The organism is Serratia bockelmannii, assembly GCF_008011855.1.
Taxonomy (GTDB): Bacteria; Pseudomonadota; Gammaproteobacteria; order Enterobacterales; family Enterobacteriaceae; genus Serratia; species Serratia bockelmannii.
Genome location: NZ_VOUX01000007.1, coordinates 38,886 through 58,376 on the forward strand (window position 1 = coordinate 38,886; position 19,491 = coordinate 58,376).

15 protein-coding genes are annotated in these 19,491 nt (G+C 59.4%); 6 read left to right on the plus strand and 9 right to left on the minus strand.

Going from position 1 to position 19,491, the window contains the following annotated elements:
• Positions 1 to 31 precede the first annotated feature (31 nt).
• Complete coding sequence (gene kdpD, locus FOT55_RS11070; RefSeq protein WP_049208642.1) at positions 32 to 2,728, plus strand: two-component system sensor histidine kinase KdpD; 2,697 nt, start codon at positions 32 to 34, stop codon at positions 2,726 to 2,728.
• Between the two features lie 16 nt (positions 2,729 to 2,744).
• Positions 2,745 to 3,434, plus strand: a complete 690-nt coding sequence (gene kdpE / locus FOT55_RS11075) for a two-component system response regulator KdpE (protein WP_016928747.1) — start codon at positions 2,745 to 2,747, stop codon at positions 3,432 to 3,434.
• Positions 3,435 to 3,461: 27 nt separating this feature from the next.
• On the opposite strand, the gene FOT55_RS11080 is transcribed toward kdpE, so the two are convergent.
• The 4 genes from FOT55_RS11080 to seqA form a co-directional block, all read right to left on the minus strand.
• Positions 3,462 to 3,761 (minus strand): DUF3861 domain-containing protein, encoded by a 300-nt coding sequence (locus FOT55_RS11080; RefSeq protein ID WP_004939927.1) that lies wholly within the window; start codon positions 3,759 to 3,761, stop codon positions 3,462 to 3,464.
• A complete protein-coding gene (locus FOT55_RS11085; protein ID WP_049208644.1) occupies positions 3,761 to 4,402 on the minus strand; it encodes a PadR family transcriptional regulator in 642 nt (213 codons plus the stop codon). Before FOT55_RS11085 ends, FOT55_RS11080 begins: the two co-directional genes overlap by 1 nt.
• Positions 4,403 to 4,593: 191 nt before the next feature.
• A complete protein-coding gene (gene pgm, locus FOT55_RS11090; RefSeq protein WP_016928750.1) occupies positions 4,594 to 6,237 on the minus strand; it encodes a phosphoglucomutase (alpha-D-glucose-1,6-bisphosphate-dependent) in 1,644 nt (547 codons plus the stop codon).
• A 77-nt stretch (positions 6,238 to 6,314) separates the two neighbouring features.
• Positions 6,315 to 6,857 (minus strand): replication initiation negative regulator SeqA, encoded by a 543-nt coding sequence (gene seqA / locus FOT55_RS11095; protein ID WP_025301864.1) that lies wholly within the window; start codon positions 6,855 to 6,857, stop codon positions 6,315 to 6,317.
• 224 nt (positions 6,858 to 7,081) lie between these two features.
• Here seqA and ybfF point away from each other — a divergent pair, with 224 nt between their 5' ends.
• From ybfF to fur, 4 genes are all read left to right on the plus strand, one after another.
• A complete protein-coding gene (gene ybfF / locus FOT55_RS11100; protein WP_025301863.1) occupies positions 7,082 to 7,855 on the plus strand; it encodes an esterase in 774 nt (257 codons plus the stop codon).
• Between the two features lie 256 nt (positions 7,856 to 8,111).
• Positions 8,112 to 8,399: a LexA regulated protein gene (gene ybfE / locus FOT55_RS11105; protein WP_004939936.1), complete on the plus strand. Its 288-nt coding sequence runs from the start codon at positions 8,112 to 8,114 to the stop codon at positions 8,397 to 8,399.
• A gap of 264 nt (positions 8,400 to 8,663) precedes the next feature.
• The gene (gene fldA / locus FOT55_RS11110; RefSeq protein ID WP_025301862.1) at positions 8,664 to 9,203 is read left to right on the plus strand and encodes a flavodoxin FldA; all 540 of its coding nucleotides are present in this window, start codon (positions 8,664 to 8,666) and stop codon (positions 9,201 to 9,203) included.
• Positions 9,204 to 9,532: 329 nt separating this feature from the next.
• Positions 9,533 to 9,979 carry a ferric iron uptake transcriptional regulator gene (gene fur / locus FOT55_RS11115; protein WP_019454058.1) on the plus strand — a complete coding sequence of 149 codons (447 nt, stop codon included), beginning with the start codon at positions 9,533 to 9,535 and terminating at the stop codon, positions 9,977 to 9,979.
• A gap of 245 nt (positions 9,980 to 10,224) precedes the next feature.
• Here fur and FOT55_RS11120 read toward each other — a convergent pair whose 3' ends face one another.
• The 5 genes from FOT55_RS11120 to nagE all read right to left on the minus strand — a co-directional run bounded on the left by FOT55_RS11120 (position 10,225) and on the right by nagE (position 19,190).
• Positions 10,225 to 12,882 (minus strand): beta-N-acetylhexosaminidase, encoded by a 2,658-nt coding sequence (locus FOT55_RS11120; RefSeq protein ID WP_147823473.1) that lies wholly within the window; start codon positions 12,880 to 12,882, stop codon positions 10,225 to 10,227.
• Between the two features lie 13 nt (positions 12,883 to 12,895).
• A complete protein-coding gene (chiQ, locus tag FOT55_RS11125) occupies positions 12,896 to 13,222 on the minus strand; it encodes a ChiQ/YbfN family lipoprotein (protein WP_025301860.1) in 327 nt (108 codons plus the stop codon).
• Positions 13,223 to 13,267: 45 nt separating this feature from the next.
• Positions 13,268 to 14,671, minus strand: a complete 1,404-nt coding sequence (chiP, locus tag FOT55_RS11130; protein WP_063991102.1) for a chitoporin ChiP — start codon at positions 14,669 to 14,671, stop codon at positions 13,268 to 13,270.
• Between the two features lie 577 nt (positions 14,672 to 15,248).
• Complete coding sequence (gene glnS, locus FOT55_RS11135; protein WP_025301858.1) at positions 15,249 to 16,913, minus strand: glutamine--tRNA ligase; 1,665 nt, start codon at positions 16,911 to 16,913, stop codon at positions 15,249 to 15,251.
• A gap of 240 nt (positions 16,914 to 17,153) precedes the next feature.
• Positions 17,154 to 19,190: an N-acetylglucosamine-specific PTS transporter subunit IIBC gene (gene nagE / locus FOT55_RS11140; RefSeq protein WP_060432592.1), complete on the minus strand. Its 2,037-nt coding sequence runs from the start codon at positions 19,188 to 19,190 to the stop codon at positions 17,154 to 17,156.
• Positions 19,191 to 19,491: the final 301 nt, after the last annotated feature.

The window sequence follows — 19,491 nt, forward strand, 5'->3', positions numbered from 1 at the left end:
CCCTTTTTGCTTGGTAACACAAGGAATTGTCATGGTCGAAGAAGAACAGCAGCGTCCCGATCCCGACAGCCTGCTGGCGCTGGCCAATGAAAAACCGCGCGGCCGGTTGAAGGTATTCTTCGGCGCCTGCGCCGGCGTCGGCAAGACCTACGCCATGCTGCAGGAGGCCCAGCGCTTGCGCGCTCAGGGGCTGGACGTGTTGGTCGGCGTGGTGGAAACCCACGGCCGCAGCGAGACCGCCGCCCTGCTCGACGGCCTGGCGCTGCTGCCGCAAAAGCGCATCCAGCATCGTGGGCGACTGGTGCAGGAATTCGACCTCGACGCCGCGTTGGCGCGCCACCCAGCGCTGATCTTGATGGACGAACTGGCGCACAGCAACGCCCACGGTTCGCGCCACCCCAAACGCTGGCAGGATGTGGAAGAGCTGCTGGACGCCGGCATCGACGTGCTGACGACCGTCAACGTGCAACATTTGGAAAGTCTGAACGACGTGGTGGGCGGCGTGACCGGCGTGCGGGTGCGCGAAACGGTGCCCGACCACGTGTTTGACGAGGCCAGCGAAGTGGTGCTGGTCGATCTGCCGCCGGACGATCTGCGCCGACGGCTGCACGAAGGCAAAGTGTATATTCCCGGCCAAGCCGAGCGCGCCATCGAGCACTTCTTCCGCAAAGGTAACCTGATCGCCCTGCGCGAGCTGGCGCTGCGCCGCACCGCCGATCGGGTCGATGACCAGATGCGCGAATTTCGTGACACTCAGGGGCGCGAGAAAGTGTGGCACACCCGCGACAGCATTCTGCTGTGCGTCGGCCACAATAGCGGCAACGAAAAGCTGGTGCGCATCGCCGCCCGGCTGGCGGCGCGGCTTGGCTGCCACTGGCATGCGGTCTACGTGGAAACCCCCAAGCTGCACCGGCTGCCGGAAAACCAGCGCCGCGCCATTCTGCGCGCGCTGCGGCTGGCGCAGGAACTGGGTGCCGAAACCGCTACCCTAGCCGATCCGTCCGAAGAGCGTGCGGTGCTGCGCTACGCCCGCGAACATAACCTCGGCAAAATCATCATCGGCCGCCGCAGCGAGCAGCGCTGGAAGCTGCGCGGCAGCTTCGCCGATCGCCTCGGCCGGCTGGGCCCGGATCTCGATCTGGTGATCGTCGCGCTGGAGAGCGACGCCGCACAGCCGCCGCCGGGCAAGGAGCACGACGGCCGCAGCTTCAATGAGAAATGGCGCATGCAGCTGCGCGGCTGCGCGGTGGCGGTGGCGCTGTGCGCGCTGATCACCCTGCTCTCGCAGTGGCTGCTGCCGGGCTTCGATCAGGCCAACCTGGTGATGGTCTACCTGCTCGGCGTGGCGATCGTCGCACTGTTCTTCGGCCGCTGGCCATCGGTGCTGGCGGCGGTGATCAACGTCGCCAGTTTCGATCTGTTCTTCGTTCAGCCCGAATGGTCGTTCGCCGTCAGCGATATGCAGTATCTGCTGACCTTCGGCGTGATGCTCGCCGTCGGCATCATCATCGGCAACCTGACCGCCGGGGTGCGTTATCAGGCCCGGGTGGCGCGCTACCGCGAGCAGCGGGCGCGCCATCTGTACGAAATGTCACGCGGGCTGAGCCGCGCGCTGACCGTGGCCGACATCGCCAACACCAGCCGTCATTTCCTCTCCAGCAGCTTCCAGGCGAAAACCGTGCTGCTGCTGCCGCAGGAAGGCGGCCGGCTGCAGCAAATGGTCGGCGAGGAAGGCGGGCTGCTGTCGGTAGACGAAGCCATCGCGCGCTGGAGTTTCGATAAAGGCTTGCCGGCCGGCGCCGGCACCGACACCCTGCCCGGCGTGCCTTACCAACTTCTACCGCTCAATACCCCCAAGCAGACCTTCGGCCTGTTGGCGATCGAGCCCAATAACCTGCGCCAGCTGATGGTGCCGGAACAGCAGCGGTTGCTGCAAACCTTCGCAGTGCTGATCGCCAGCGCGCTGGAACGACTGCACCTGGCGCGCAGCGCCGAAGAAGCCAAGCTGGACGCCGAACGCGAACAGCTGCGCAACTCGCTGCTGGCGGCGCTGTCGCACGATCTGCGCACGCCGCTGACGGTACTGTTCGGCCAGGCGGAAATCCTCACGCTGGACCTGGCGGCCGAAGGCTCCAATCACGCCACCCAGGCCAGCCAGATCCGCCAGCAGGTGCTGAGCACCACCCGGCTGGTGAACAACCTGCTGGATATGGCGCGCATCCAGTCCGGCGGTTTCAGCCTGCGCAAAGAGTGGCAGTCGCTGGAAGAGATCGTCGGCGCTTCGCTGCACATGCTGGAGCCGCTGCTCAGCCAGCATCCGATCGAGGTCGAGCTGCCGCCGGAACAGATCCTGGTCAACTGCGACGGTAGCCTGCTGGAACGGGTGTTCACCAACCTGTTGGAAAACGCCAATAAATACGCCGGCGCCGAGGCCACCATCGGCATTCGCGCCCGCACGCTGCCCGAGTGGCTGGAAGTCGAGGTCTGGGATAACGGCCCCGGCATCCCCGCCGATCAGCTGCAGCTAATTTTCGACAAGTTTTCACGCGGCAATAAAGAGTCGGCGATCCCCGGCGTCGGCTTGGGGTTAGCGATTTGTCGTGCCATTATTGAAGTGCATGACGGCCGCATCTGGGCGGAAAACGGCGCCAACGGCGGCGCCAGCTTCCGCTTCGTGCTGCCGCTGGAAAAACCGCCCGAGATCGACGGCGACGCCTTCGATCTGTAATCAACGCAGGGGAAACGTGAGCATAACGCCAACCAACATTCTGATTGTTGAAGATGAAAAAGAGATCCGCCGCTTCGTGCGCACCGCGCTGGAGAGCGAAGGCCTGCGGGTATTTGAAAGTGAAACGCTGCAGCGCGGGTTGATTGAAGCCGGCACGCGCAAACCGGATCTGATCATCCTGGATTTGGGCTTGCCGGACGGTGACGGGCTGAGCTACATCCGCGATCTGCGGCAGTGGAGCGCCATTCCAGTGATCGTGCTGTCGGCGCGCAACGCCGAAGAGGACAAGATCGCCGCGCTGGATGCCGGCGCCGACGACTACCTCAGCAAACCGTTCGGCATCGGCGAGCTGCTGGCGCGGGTGCGGGTCGCACTGCGCCGCCACTCAGCTAACCAACAGGAAAGCCCGCTGGTGAGCTTTTCGGCGATTACCGTCGATCTGGTGAATCGCCGGGTGCTGCGCAACGACGAAGATCTGCATCTGACGCCGATCGAGTTTCGCCTGCTGGCGGAGCTGCTGGCCAACGCCGGCAAGGTGATCACCCAACGCCAGCTGTTGAGCCACGTCTGGGGGCCGAACTACGTGGAGCACAGCCACTATCTGCGCATCTACATGGGCCATTTGCGGCAGAAGCTCGAAGCCGATCCGGCCCGGCCCAAACACCTGCTGACCGAAACCGGCGTCGGCTATCGCTTCATGCCTTAACCCCGGTGGGCGCGGTTTGCCGCGCCTTTACGCCGCCGGGCCCTTCTTCAATCCGACCATAAATTCCTTAAACGCCTCACGCAGCGGAGCGAACACCGGGTGTTTGCGGTTTTCGATCATCACTTCGGAGAACAGCTTCAACCCCACGGCGAAGGCCGCGCTCTGCTCGGGGCCGAAGTTCAGATCGTCACGCGCCCGAATGCGCTCGACGATCTCGAGAATATCGTCGTGGTTGGTCACCTCAAAACTCAGCGGTGCTTTCTCGACGGGGTTGCCCTGGCGATCGCTCAGGGCTTCAACGGTAATGTTAAAACGGTGGCCGGGCATCAGTTCTTCTCCTGCTGCGTGGGTTGAATATGCATTTCGCTTTCGATCGCCGCCACGGCGGTCAGCAACGCGGCGTTGATGCGCTCCACCTGCTGCGGCGTGAGATCGGCGCGCATCACGTTGCCGCGCAGCAGGCTGCGCAGACGGTTCATGGCGTCGTAGATGCCTTCCGCCAGGTTGCCGTGCCGATGATGCTCGCGGCCGGCACCCGCCAGGCGCGCCAGAATGACGTCAACCACCTGTTGATGCTTTTGCAGTTCGCCCTCGCCCGCCGCAGTGATGCGGTAGCTTTTGCGGCCGTTGCCGGTGGTGAGCGGTTCAAGAAAATCCTGCTCTTCCAGCAGCGTCAGCGTGGGGTAAATCACCCCCGGGCTCGGCACATACAGGCCGGATGAAGCTTCCTCAATCGCCTTGATCAGCTCATAGCCGTGGCTGGGCTTGCGCGCCACCAACGCCAGCAGCACCAGGCGCAAATCGCCGTGCTCGAACAGGCGATGGCGCCCGCCGCGGCCGCCGCGCCCACCCCGGCCGTGCTCCTCGCCTTCGCCGCCGAAGTGATGGCGCCCGCCGCGATGACGGCGACCCTCTTCGCATTCATGATGGTGGTGGTGATGCCGGTGTAAACCTAATCGGTGAAACATAGGGTGATACCTCGCTTTAACAGTGAACATCAATACGAGGTTGTTTAGATATATCTAAACAGCGTCGATAGCGCTAATCTAGATCGATATATCTAAATGCGCAAGCACGTAACGTGAAAAAGATATATCTAAATTACAGGCATAAAAAAAGCGCTGTAAAAACAGCGCCTTTTATCAATCAAGAAAAGCGATTACTTGGCGGAAGCCAGCACTTCGCTGACGATCTCGACCGCTTCGTGCTCAATCTTCTCGCGGTGTTCCGCCCCGAGGAAGCTCTCGCAGTAGATCTTGTAAGCCTCTTCAGTACCGGAAGGACGGGCCGCGAACCAGCCATTGTCAGTCATCACTTTCAAGCCGCCGATCGACGCGCCGTTGCCCGGCGCCGCGGTCAGACGTGCGGTGATCGGATCCCCGCCCAGCGTACTGGCCTTGACCATCTCCGGCGACAGTTTGGACAGCGCCGCTTTCTGCGCATGGGTTGCCGGCGCCTGGATGCGGTTGTAGCTCGGCGCGCCGAAGCGCTTGGCCAGATCGTCATAATGATGCTGCGGGTTCTCACCGGTTACCGCGGTGATTTCAGCCGCCAGCAGGCACATGATGATACCGTCTTTGTCGGTCGACCACGGCTGGCCGTTGAAGCGCAGGAACGAGGCCCCGGCGCTTTCTTCGCCGCCGAAGCCCAGGCTGCCGTCGAACAGGCCGTCCACGAACCACTTGAAGCCGACCGGCACTTCCACCAGCTTGCGCCCCAGGTCAGCCACCACGCGGTCGATCATCGCGCTGGATACCAGCGTTTTACCTACCGCCACATCGGCGCCCCACTGTGGGCGATGTTGGAACAGGTAGTTGATGGCTACCGCCAGGTAGTGGTTCGGGTTCATCAGCCCCTTCGGCGTGACGATGCCATGGCGGTCGTAATCCGGATCGTTGGCGAACGCCAGATCGAATTTGTCGCGCAGCGCCAGCAGGCCGGCCATCGCCGACTCGGACGAGCAGTCCATGCGGATGATGCCGTCATGGTCCAGGTGCATAAAGCGGAAGGTCTGATCGATGGAGTCGTTCACCAGCGTCAGATCCAGCTTGTAGTGTTCCGCCACCCGCTGCCAATAGGCGATGCCGGAGCCGCCGAGCGGATCCACGCCCAGCTTCAGGCCGGCGCGTTGAATGGCCGGCATGTCGACCACGTCAACCAGGCCTTCGACATAAGGCTGCACCAGATCTTTGGCATGCAGGTGGCCGCTGTTCCAGGCCTTATCCAGCGACTGACGCTGAACGCCTTTCAACTGCTGCGCCAGCAGTTCGTTGGCGCGCTTCTCGATCACTGACGTCAGGTTGGTGTCAGCCGGGCCGCCGTTCGGCGGATTGTATTTGATACCGCCATCTTCCGGCGGGTTATGGGACGGCGTAATGACGATGCCGTCGGCCTGAGCGCCGCCGCGGCGGTTGTGGCACAGAATGGCGTGCGATACCGCCGGCGTTGGCGTGAAGCCGTTGTTTTCCTGCACGATCACATCGACGCCGTTGGCGGTCAGCACTTCCAGCACGGAAATGAAGGCCGGCTCGGACAGTGCATGGGTGTCTTTGCCCACGTAGCACGGGCCGGTAGTGCCTTGCTGATGACGAACTTCGGCGATCGCCTGAGCGATGGCGAGGATGTGCGCTTCGTTGAAGCTGTGGCGCTGCGCGCTGCCGCGGTGGCCGGAGGTACCAAACTTCACCGCATGTGCGGCATTGCCGGCTTCCGGTTGCAGCACATAGTACTGCGACGTCAGCTGGGCTACGTTGATCAGATCGCTTTGGCGGGCGGGCTGCCCGGCACGTGGATTATTCGCCATCGACATATCTCCCTCATCCCTGTCGGTGACCGGGCAAATACGTCGCGCACGGCCATCATGACGGGCTGTTCGCTAAATTAGACGGTACCGCAAACTTTCTCGATCAGTTCCGCCGGGAACTGCATCGCCTGCATGATGTGTTCGATCATGCTGCGCTTGCGGCCGGTATTGGTATTGGTGATCACCCAGTAAGGGGTGCCCGGTACATGCTTCGGCTTGGTGTGCGTGCCGTTGGCCAGCAGGGTCTGCTGATCGCCGGCGAAATAGGTGCGGGTACGGCCGGTCAACGCCTCGGTAGCGGCGGCGAAACCGGCGGCATCGAGGGTGTACAGCGTGGACAGCACCAGCATGAAACGGTTGACCGCTTTGTTCTGCTCGGCGTATTCATCCGACAGCAGCAGTTCACGCACGGCGCGTACGCGATCGCGCGGACGCTGAGCCGGCACCGCTTTTTCCAGCTCGACGGACTGTGACGCACTGGCGGCAGGCAACGCGCGCACCGGTTGCCCGGCGGTGAATTTCAACATGCGGCGTAAAATATCGGACGCGCTTTCACCGATGTGTTGCGTGTGGCTGGCAATATAACGGTAAAGCTCTTCGTCGACTTCAATAGTTTTCATCTTTATCCAATACTGTTTTTTCTACTTAGAACCTGAAGCCAGATCCTGCATTCAAGCCATGGGATTATAAGGTTAAAAGCGCTGGGGCGAACACAACAATGTGCCTCCGGACGGCAAATGCAGACTAATACCTATAGCCGGCACTGCCAAGCCCGCGCCGCGAAAATTCCGCATGATTCATCGTGCGATTCAATCATGATACCCTAATCTGAATCTCTCTCAGTATGAACTTCGCCATGAAATTACATTATCAACTGCTGGCCGCCGAGTCAGACGCGCTGCCGGTGCTGCTGATCCACGGGCTATTCGGCAATCTGGACAACCTGGGCGTGCTGGCGCGCGATCTGCATAAACAGCACAGTGTGATCAAGGTCGATCTGCGCAACCACGGCCTCTCCCCGCGCGCCGACGACATGAACTACCCCGCCATGGCGCAGGATCTGCTGGCGCTGCTCGACGAACTGCAGCTGGAAAAAGCGATCGTCATCGGCCACTCGATGGGTGGCAAAGCGGCGATGGCGCTGACCGCCATCGCGCCCGAGCGCATCGCCAGGCTGATCGTCATCGACGTCGCGCCGGTGGATTACCAAACCCGCCGCCACGACGAGATCTTCGCCGCGCTGAAGGCCGTCAGCGCCGCCGGCATTACCCAGCGCCAGGCGGCTGCCCAGCTGATGCGCGACTACCTGCAGGAAGAAGGCGTGATCCAGTTCCTGCTGAAGTCCTTCCATAACGGTGAATGGCGCTTCAACCTGCCGGTACTGATCGAACGCTACGCAGACATTACCGGCTGGCAGGAAGTCCCGGCCTGGCCGCATCCGACTCTGTTCATTCGCGGCGGCCTGTCGCCGTACGTGCAGGACAGCTACCGTGCGGATATCGCCCGCCAGTTCCCGCAGGCCCGCGCACACGTCGTCGCCGGCACCGGCCATTGGGTGCACGCCGAAAAACCGGAAGCGGTGCTGCGCGCCATCCACCGTTTCCTCGGCGAAGCCTGAAAAACGCACTCACCTGGCGAAAAAACGCGCTAAAGATAACGGCTTAGCGCGTTTAGCCCGCAGTTAGGCATTGTCGCCGCTCCATCTGCTGGGGTAATATGGCGCGCTATAATTTTGCCGCCGCGCCAGCGCGTTCGCGAACGCCGGTTCGGAGGTGAATTTGGGTTAGGGTTTATTGGCCCGAAGTGTGTTAACCGATGCCTCCGGAAGCGTGCGAGCGCTTTTTGATGCAAACTCCCTTGCAGTACCGCTACCTATGGCAAAAGAACAAACGGATCGCACGACGCTGGATCTGTTCGCAGATGAACGCCGTCCGGGGCGCCCGAAAACCAACCCGCTTTCCCGCGATGAACAGCTTAGAATCAATAAGCGCAATCAGTTACGGCGCGATAAAGTGCGTGGATTGCGACGCGTAGAGCTGAAAATCAACGCGGACGCGGTGGATGCCCTGAACAAACTGGCGGAACAGCGCAACATCAGCCGCAGCGAACTCATCGAGCAGATGCTGTTGGCGCAACTGGCGGAAGAACAGCCGGAACATTGATCTCTTCGGCCGCACGCGCGGCGCGGCGTTAAGGACAACGCCGGATCGACCCCGCTTTTCTTCATTCTCCGGCATCGCATAAATGCGATAAAACCCCGGCGCCACTTTCTGGCATGATACGCATTTACCGGTAAGAGACTGCGCCTGTCGGCGCCCGCCCCGGAGGCGAAAGGCTCTTGCCATGGCATCATTTTAATCGGCGTCAGCGGCGGCAGTGCTGGCATCGAGTAATGCAATTACTTGAATTTAAAGGTTATACGCGATATGGCTACTGTAGGCATTTTCTTTGGCAGCGACACTGGCAATACCGAAAACATTGCCAAAATGATCCAGAAAATTCTCCAGAAACAGTTTGGCGACGACGTCTCTGAAGTGCATGACATCGCTAAAAGCAGCAAAGAAGACCTGGAAGGGTTCGATATCCTGCTGCTGGGTATCCCGACCTGGTACTACGGTGAAGCGCAGTGTGACTGGGATGATTTCTTCCCGACGCTGGAAGAAGTCGACTTCAACGGCAAACTGGTGGCGCTGTTCGGCTGCGGCGACCAGGAAGACTACGCGGAATACTTCTGTGACGCGATGGGCACCATTCGCGACATCATCGAACCGCGCGGCGCGGCCATCGTGGGCCACTGGCCGACCAAAGGCTACCACTTCGAGGCCTCCAAAGGCCTGGCGGACGACGATCACTTCATCGGTCTGGCGATCGACGAAGACCGTCAGCCGGAGCTGACCAACGAGCGCGTGGACGCTTGGGTGAAACAGATCGTCGAAGAGCTGAGCCTGGCCGATATCGTCGGCTAAGCCCCGGCACTGGCGAAAGGTTGAACAAAGGCCCTGTAAAGTGCATAGTGTGCCCACAGGGCCGTCATCGGCAGCAGGGATTGCTGCGATAGAAGCTACAGATTTGTAACTTCCCACCCCGTCACGGTAGACTGAGATATCGGTTTATCCCATCCATCAAGGCGTTGCATGCAAAACATGCAATAGTGCAATTATATCTTTGTTAACAACCGGCGGTTTCCATTTAGTACAACCGGTTCTATAATGAGACGCATTAACTCTTTGTGCCGACCGATGCCACAGGCGAGTACGCCTCAACTTGATTAGCATAGTAACAGGACTGAATTCGCATGACCGACAACAACATCGCATTGAAGAAGGCCGGCTTAAAAGTCACGCTTCCGCGACTCAAAATCCTGGAAGTACTGCAAAATCCGGAATGCCATCACGTCAGTGCGGAAGATTTGTACAAAAAACTGATTGATATGGGCGAAGAGATCGGGCTGGCAACGGTTTATCGCGTACTGAACCAGTTTGACGATGCGGGCATTGTGACACGTCACAATTTCGAAGGCGGCAAGTCCGTGTTCGAGCTGACCCAACAGCATCACCACGATCACCTGATTTGCCTGGACTGCGGCAAAGTGATCGAATTCAGCGACGAATCCATCGAAGTGCGCCAGCGTGATATCGCCAAGCAGCACGGCATCAAGCTCACCAACCACAGCCTGTACCTGTACGGCCACTGTGAAACCGGTGACTGCCGCGAAGACGAAACGCTGCACGACAAGAAGTAAGCCTGACCGGCTTTGAAAAACCGCCTCACACCGAGGCGGTTTTTTTATGCCCGCCGTACAACGGACAAAAAAATCCCCGGACAAGCCGGGGGAAAATCATGTCATGAAATATCACAATTGCAGCGGCACTGCTACTCCACGTACTACTCTCACTACAACGTCCGCCCTACGCCGACACGCGCGAGCGAACGCATTCCCCCTTCGTTATACGGCCGCCGCCAGGGCAGCAGGCCGTTGCACCGGGCTTAGACCTTCTCGGCGCGGCTGTAGCGCTTGCCGTCCGGGCTGACCGAACGCACCTGCACCTCACCGGAGATCGCCGGTTTGGCCTTGGCGTCATAGCGCTGCCACTGCTTGCCGCCGTCGGTGGAGTACTCGATGCCCAACCCCGGCAGCGCGATATTCGCCTCCAGCTTGCCGCCCGCTACGTGTGCGCCCGGCACCGGCAGACGGTAAGCGACGCCACCCTTGTCCAGCTTGGCCAGTTCCCGCTGGCCCAGGATATTGGCGAAGCGCAGCCAGTCTTTCTCCAGCGTCTTGGTATCGACAAAGTGGGTTTCCCCGCCTTTGTATTCGCGGCCGGCGCGATAGTCCTGCTCCCAACCGGCGCGGTGCCAGGCACGTTCTGCCACCGAGAGCGCGCGTGGGAAGATCATGTATTCCATCTGCGGGTCGGTGCGCTGGGTTTCGCTCCACAGCTGAGCGGACAGCCCGTAGGCGCCCGGCCACGGCTTGTCGCTCTTGGCGTTGAAGTGGTTGCCGTCTCGGTCAACCGAGGTTTCCGCGTTCTGCGGCATGTTGTCCGGCGCGAAGCTGAACACCTTGCGTTCGTCGCTGAAGCGGGTACCCCAGTAGTAACCGCGCTCGTCCGGGTTCACTTCGTAAGGGAAGTCCATATAGACGTAGTCCGGGTTGGAGACCACCACTTCATACCCTTTGTTGGCCCAGTCGTTGACGCTATCGAAACCGCCCCAGTACAACGTGTCCCAGAAGTTGACGCCCACGCGCGAGGTGGCGAACGCCTTCGCGCTCTCGGCGTCTTTCAGGCCGTCTTGCCAGGCCTGCATTCTGTCGATGCCGTGCGCTTTCACCAACTTGCTGACCTCTTGGCCAAAGTAGCTCGGCAGGTGCTCCATGTCGGCCACCTTGCCCTCTTTGATCATCGTCTGGCAAACCTGCGACTTGGCCCACGGCTTATCTTCGTTGCTCTGATCGATGATGCCTTTGCCCGGCTCCGGTTTCGCCTTGTCGGTATAGCCGGCGCCCAGGCGAATGTTTTTCGCTTCGTCGCCGCCGAAGTGCCAGGTCTTGATCGGCTGGCCGGCCTCTTTATGCATCTGGGCGATCTCGCCGATCACCTTGTCGACAAAGCGCTGGGAAGAGTCCAGGCACGGGTTCAGGTAGCTCTGGCGGTTAAAGAACTGCACGGAGGTGGTGTTGGAGGTATCGGTCGGATCCACCAGGCGGAACTCGTTGGCCTCCTGCTCTTTGCCGGCGGCATGCAGTTTCTTGTAGCGCGCTTCCATCGAGACCACCGCCGCGCGGGCGTGTGCCGGCATGTCGATCTCCGGGATCACCTCAATCTGGCGCGCCTGGGCATATTTGATGATGTCGATATAGTCCTGACGGCTGAAGAAGCCGCCGTAGACGTCCGGCCCCTGGCCGTACTGCGGCAATAGGCAGGTGGTTTCGCTCAGATCGTGGCAGCGCTGGCCGCCGACTTCCGTCAGCTCCGGCAAACCGGGGATCTCAATACGCCAACCTTCGTCATCGCTCAGGTGGAAGTGGAATTTGTTGAGCTTGTAAGCCGCCATCTGATCCAGCAGGCGCAGCACCGCGTCCTTCTTATGGAAGTTGCGCGCCACGTCGAGGAAAATGCCGCGATACTGGAAGCGCGGCGCGTCGCTGGCGTCCAGCGTGGCGATCTTGCCGCTGCCGTCGCTCGGTACTAACGACAGGATCGACTGCAGCCCGTAGAACACCCCGGCCTGATCGAAGCCGATCACCCGCGCCTCTTTCTTGCCAATTTTCAGCTCATAGGCGCCCGGCACCGCCATCGCGCCTTTAAATTTGCCCGGCTGGATGTCGGTTTTGATTGGGTAACCGTTGGCCTGAACCGGCACGCCCAGCAGCGCGAAGCGCTGGTTGACGACGTCCGCCGCCGGCTTAACCAGCGTGCTCAGATCCGGCGATACCCCTTTGCGCAGATCGACGTCCTGCGCGTAGACCTTCACCTGCATCGGCGTCGGCACGATCTGGCCGCGCAGCGCGCCGGCAGGCAGCGTCTGCAGATCGGCATTGCTGACAAAGCGCGATGCCGGCGTCATCAGAATGTTTTTGTCGTCCTTGGTGCGCTTCCACTGGTCGCCGGTGAACGGCGCCACAAACTGGTCCAGGTTTTCGGTGTCGGTATTCGCCAGCATTTTCGGCTTGGCGTCGCCGGACGTGGCATACCAGCGCGGCAGGAAGTCGTTTCTGAACAGCTGCCAATATTCGGCGACCACCGGGATTTCCACCGCCTTACCGGCCGGGAAGCCGCTGAATTTGGCGGTCGGCTCCAGCTTGTACAGATCGCCGGTGAGGTGAGCGATCTTGAACTGGTCGTTGTCTACCCGCAGGGTCTGGCGCGGGCTGTGGAAATAGATGACCCAGTCTTTGCCGTCGATCGCCTGGCCGTCGTTGCTGAGGGTGAACAACACCCGGTTGCAAGAGGCCCAGTCAGCGCCCAGCGCCGCGCAATCCACGCCGTTTTCGCCGGCGCGGTTATCCAGCATTTTCACGTTCAGCTTCAGCTGGCTAAGCTGATCCACCAGCTGTTGATCGGCCATGGCGCTCCCCATGCCGCCCAGGAATCCCATCGTTGCCGTCAAGGCGGCAAGCGCGCTCAGTTTGAATGCGTTCATCTTCTTATCCTTCTTAATTATTGTTATCGCGAATTTCTTGCCACAGCTTGCCGCACTTGGCGTCGTAAGCCTGACCGTTACCGCTGTGCACCGCCATAATGCAGTTCTGATAATCCATCACCCGCACCGTTTCCTGCGCGGCGAACTGCTGGTGCTGCTTCTCTTGTTTCAGCACGTTCAGCACCGCCTTACAGGGCTGCAGACGCTCCGGCGAGCCTTCGGCAGTGTTGATGCAGGCGCTGTAAGCCTGCTTCAACTTGGCGTCTTCCGGCGGCGCGGTGGGTTGCGCGCAGGCGCTCAGGGCCGCAGCGGCCGCCAACATCAGCATGATTTTTTTCATCGTTGAATTCCCTTAACTGCCCCGGCGGCGAGGCCGGGGAACGCATCAGAAGATGGTGAATGGCGCGATGACCATGAACTTGACGTCTTTCTCGTCCTGGAAGATGTTGCCGTAACCGCCGCCCCAGCTCGGGATGTTGGTGTGGTTGTCATACTGGGTGTAGTGCAGTTTGATCAGGGTGCCCTTGGCGCGCCCTTCCTGGATGGTATACATCGCGTCCAGGCTCCAGGCGCTCTCTTTCAGGCGCTGGCTCTGATCGTAGATCGGGTTGGTGCTCGGCTTGGCGTCCCAGGCGTAAACGTAGGAGCCGCCGACCGCCATGCCCGGCAGGTTCCAGTTGCTGAGGTCATACATCACGCCGGCGTACACCGCTTTCTCGCCGTTGGCGTTAAAGTCGGAGCGGTTATCCCACCACACGTCCAAACGACCGTTGGACGAAGCATAGGTCGGGGTCATGCGCTGCAGGAAGAAGCCCTGGTTGCCTTCCGCCTTGACCATGGTGCCTTCCAAACGCCAGTTGAACTGCCCGGTGGTGTAACCGAAGGTCAGCGCCTGCAGCCAGGCCAGACCGTCGTAGATGCTGTTCGGATCGTTCTTGTCGCTGATGCGGTCTTCCGCACCGTAGAACTGGTAACTGGTGGTCAGCGGGTTGCCCAGCAGATCGAATTTGTAAGACGCCTTGGTGAAGTATTGATTCACATACCCCTGTGCCTGGCCGAAGGCAGCTTCCAGCACCAAATCGTTTTTGAAATCGTACTTGGCGCCCAGCGAGTGCAGGTAGGAGACGCGGGTTTTCTTATCATTCTGGCGGAAGTCGTCCATCTCGATATGCCACGGCGCCTTGTATTTGTCGGTCCACATGTAGGAGAAGCTCAACGCGCCGGCATCGCCATAGTCGAACTTGGCGCCGGCTTCGGCCCCCTGATAAGTGCCCGGCATAAAGCTCCAGTGCGGTGCCAGCAGGGTTTGGCCGCTCGGCTGAATATAGCCGGCGCGCGCCCAGACCGGGCCGTATTTGAATTTGGCGGCGGCTTTGTACAGGCTCACGCCGCCTTTGTCACCGGAATAGTCTTCGTCGTAGGTACGGTTTTTAGAGGAGAACGCGATCTCGTTCGGGTGGCCGCTGGCGCTGGATTCCGCCAGCTCGATGGCGGTAAAGGCGCCGACGTCCAGACCGAACATGTCCCAGGCGTAGCCCGACGCGAAATCCAGGCTCAGGTTGGCGGTGGAGTGCGACAGGTTGGTAGTGTATTGGTTGTAATCCTTGCTGTCCGGATTGAGATCTTTACGGTCGCGCTCACGTTGCCAGTAATAAATGCCGCCGGTCAGCGTGGAATCATCGATAAACCCTGCGGCTTTCGCCTCAGGCGCCATGGCAAACCCTGTTCCCAACAGCGCGCCCGCGACTGCGAGCGCCAGCGTTTTACGCTGAGCACCGTGCGTACCCATAGTGAAATTCCTCTTTGACTTAACTTAAAAGTTGCAGCCGCCTGTGTTCACCACTGCCCTGCACGACTGCCAATAAAAAACCCGAACGGGTAAAAAATATTGCCGACGAGATGTTATTCCCACAGCACTAATTGCTACAGACAGACTATTTTTCGCGACGCGAATTATCAAATGAAAAATGCGGAAGATTTGTCAAAGTATGACAAGGAGCACATATCAGTGATATTTTGTTACGCCGGCAATCATGGAAGGTGTCGAATAAAAAATTCAATTAAATCAGAATAAATTGAGATACAAGGTCAACCAGAGACGATTAATGGTTTCAGCCTGACTAAATTCGTCAGGCAGACGATAAAAATTGAGAGCGCTCTCTAAATGAAATTAATTCGCATCACGAATATATAAGTGAAGATTAAGATTAATAAGGCCAATATCAGAAAACTTATGGCCTCACGCGCTGCGATTAATTAAACGCAGCCCAGATAAATGTGAGAGGAACAGATTATTCGCTAAATCGCAGGTATAAAAAAGCGCGGCCTAAGCCGCGCTGATTCATTAATTTTCGAGGCGAATAAGATTAGCCTTCGATTTTCGCCCAGGTGTCACGCAGGCCGACGGTGCGGTTAAACACCAGATGCTCGGCCGACGAGTAACGGTTGTCGGCGCAGAAGTAGCCTTCACGCTCGAACTGGTAGGCTTTCTCCGGCTGTGCGGCCGCCAGGCTCGGCTCAACGAAGCCGTGCTTGATCACCAGCGATTCCGGGTTGATGGTGGAGAGGAAGTCCTCCGCCGCGCCCGGGTTAGGCACGCTGAACAGGCGATCGTACAGGCGAATTTCCGCCGGCAGCGCGTGCGCCGCAGACACCCAGTGGATCACGCCCTTCACCTTGCGGCCGTCGGCAGGATCTTTGCTCAGCGTTTCCGCATCGTAGCTGCAGAAGATGGTGGTGATCTCGCCCGCTTCGTCCTTCTCGACGCGCTCGGCCTTGATCACGTACGCATTGCGCAGACGCACTTCTTTGCCCAGCACCAGACGCTTGTACTGTTTGTTGGCTTCCTCGCGGAAGTCGGCGCGATCGATATAGATTTCGCGGCTAAACGGCACATCGCGGCTGCCCATTTCCGGTTTGTTCGGGTGGTTAGGCATGGTGACCATTTCCACCGCATCGCCCATGTTCTCGATGACGATTTTCACCGGATCCAGCACCGCCATGGCGCGCGGGGCGTTCTCGTTCAGATCGTCACGGATGCAGGATTCCAGCGCCACCATCTCGACGTTGTTGTCTTGCTTGGTCACGCCGATGCGCAGGCAAAACTCGCGGATAGAGGCGGCGGTATAACCGCGACGGCGCAGACCGGAAACGGTCGGCATACGCGGATCGTCCCAGCCCTCAACGATCTTCTCGGCCACCAACTGGTGCAGCTTGCGCTTCGACATGATGGCGTATTCGAGGTTGAGGCGCGAAAACTCGTACTGACGCGGGTGGCAAGGAATGGTGATGTTATCCAGCACCCAGTCATACAGACGGCGGTTATCCTGGAATTCCAGAGTACACAGCGAGTGGGTGATCCCTTCCAGCGCATCGGAAATGCAGTGGGTGAAATCGTACATCGGATAGATGCACCATTTATTGCCGGTCTGGTGGTGTTCGGCGAACTTGATGCGGTACAGCACCGGATCGCGCATCACGATAAACGGCGAAGCCATATCGATCTTGGCGCGCAGGCAGGCGGCGCCTTCGGCAAACTCGCCGTTGCGCATCTTCTCGAACAGCGCCAGGTTCTCTTCCACGCTGCGATCGCGGTACGGGCTGTCTTTGCCCGGCGCGGTCAGCGTGCCGCGATATTCACGGATCTGCTCCGGCGACAGCTCATCGACGTAGGCCAGGCCCTTGGAGATCAGCTCAACCGCATACTGATGCAGCTGATCGAAATAGTCTGAGGAGTAACGAACGTTGCCGCTCCACTCAAAGCCCAGCCACTCCACGTCGTGCTTGATTGACTCCACGAACTCGATGTCTTCTTTCACCGGGTTGGTGTCATCGAAACGCAGGTTGCACTGGCCCTGATAGTCCTTGGCGATGCCGAAGTTCAGGCAGATGGACTTGGCGTGGCCGATATGCAGATAGCCGTTAGGCTCCGGCGGGAAGCGGGTATGTACCGACGTGTGTTTCCCCGACGCCAGATCTTCATCGACGATCTGACGGATAAAATTGGTTGGGCGGGCTTCAGCCTCACTCATTTCACTGTTCCTCAATGCAAAGCGCTACACATAACCGCCTATGATCCAACAAGCCACGTCTGGAAACAACCGTTTGTTTCACGAAAAATGCGGCGCGTTGCACCATCGGCGCGCAGCGCACCGCCATGGGGCGAAACGGAATAAAAAAAGCGGGAAGAGATCGCTCTCTTCCCGCCAAGTCGGGGCAAACTCCGCCATGATGCGTGACCGGCCCCGGATACTACTCAGGTAAAAACGGCCTTACTTTTGGATCTCGTACAGCTTGGTCTGACCGGCGACCACCGAGCCGCTGGCCAGCGCCGCCAGGCCGGCGTAGTCGTCAGCGTTGCTGACCACCACCGGGCTTATCATCGAGCGCGCGTTAGCGTTCAGGTAATCCAGATCCAGTTCCAGAATCGGTTGACCGGCTTTCACTTCCGCGCCCTCTTCCACCAGGCGTTTGAAGCCCTGGCCTTCCAGCGCGACGGTGTCGATCCCCATGTGTACCACGACCTCAGCGCCCTTGTCGGTTTCCAGGCAGAACGCGTGGTTGGTATTGAAGATTTTCACCACGGTGCCATCCGCCGGCGCCACCACGATCTTGTCGGTCGGGCGAATCGCCAGGCCGTCACCGACCGCCTTGCTGGCGAAAGCTTCGTCCGGCACCTGATCGAGCGCCACGACTTCACCCGTCACCGGCGCCACCAGCGTTTCAAACGCGACTTTCGGTGCGTTCGGCACCGCCTGCGGTTTGACTTCCGCGGCAGGGGCCGCCGCCGGAGTCACCGCAGCCGCTACCGGGCCGGCCGCAATTACGTTGCGCATTGCGCTGGCAATCAGCTCGGCACGGGTGCCGACGATCACTTGTACGCTCTGCTTGTTCAGACGAATAACGCCCGACGCACCAAGGCGTTTCGCCAATGCGTCGTTCACCAGCGCAGAGTCCTTCACGTTCAAACGCAGGCGGGTGATGCAGGCGTCGATGCCGGTCAGGTTGTCGGAGCCGCCGATCGCGCCGACGTAGCGACGGGCCAGCGTGGTGGTTTCGTTCTCGTCTTTACCGGCGCTGCTGTTGACGTTGACGTCATAACCGTCGGTTTCGTCACCGGCAACCGCCAGCTCGCGGCCCGGGGTCATCAGGTTGAACTTGTTGATGGTGAAGCGGAACACCACATAGTAGATAACGAAGAACACCAGGCCCTGCGGGATCAGCATGTACCAGTGGGTCGCCAGCGGGTTACGCACCCACAGCATCATATCCACCAGGCCGGCGCTGAAACCGAAGCCTGAAATCCAATGCATGTTAGCGGCGATGAACACCGAGATACCGGTCAGTACGGCGTGGATCACGTACAGCACCGGTGCCACGAACATGAAGGAGAACTCCAGCGGTTCGGTGATGCCGGTAAAGAAGGCAGCGAATGCCCCTGCCATCATGATCCCCAGCACCTTCGCCTTATTCTCAGGACGCGCGCAGTGATAGATGGCCAGCGCCGCGCCCGGCAGACCGAACATCATGATCGGGAAGAAGCCCGCCTGATAACGGCCGGTGATGCCAACAACCGCTTTACCCGCGTCAATCGACTGCTGGCCGCCGAGGAAGTTAGGGATATCGTTGATGCCGGCCACGTCGAACCAGAACACCGAGTTCAGCGCGTGGTGCAAGCCGACCGGGATCAGCAGGCGGTTGAAGAAGGCATAGATACCCGCGCCGACGGAGCCCAATTTTTGGATGTGTTCGCCGAAGCTCACCAGAGCGCCGAACACGACCGGCCAGACGAACATCAGGATGTAAGCGACCAGGATCATCAGGAAGGAAATGAGGATCGGCACCAAACGGCGGCCGCTGAAGAACGACAGCGCCTTAGGCAACTCGACACCGCTGAAGCGGTTGTACACTTCGGCGGAGATGATACCCACCAGAATACCAACGAACTGGTTCTCAATCTTGCCGAACGCGGCAGGCACCTGATCGAGCGGGATCTTCTGAATCATCGACACGGCGGCCGGTGAACAGAGGGTCGTCAGCACCAGGAAACCGACGAAACCGGTCAGTGCGGCAGAGCCGTCCTTATCTTTGGACATGCCGTAGGCGACACCAACGGCGAACAACACCGCCATATGATCGATAATCGCAGAGCCAGACTTAATCAATAAGGCAGCGAAAGCGTTGTCGCCGCCCCAACCAACAGGGTCAATCCAGTACCCGACGCCCATCAAGATGGCGGCGGCGGGCAGCGTGGCGACCGGCACCATCAGCGCCCGTCCCACCTTTTGCAAATAACTAAGAATGTTCACCTTTTCCCCCTATGTTGTCCGCGGACGGACCCTATTAGTAGTTTATTTGGAGCTCTCACTACCTTTTTAGAAACAATGCTTGGCACGTATCACTCATGCCGAGTGTAAAAAATTTATTTTGTATCGCAAATTAAAACCTCCTTTTTTGTGATAAATATCACCAAAAAGTAGTCTTTCCCTCCCAGATTGCTGGCCATCACACAAAACTTATTTTATCATTCAAAAAATCAACCGGACGGACGATTCACGCGAGAATCATAAAGCTGGGTTACGCTTAGGACTCCCGCAGGCCCGTACAGTA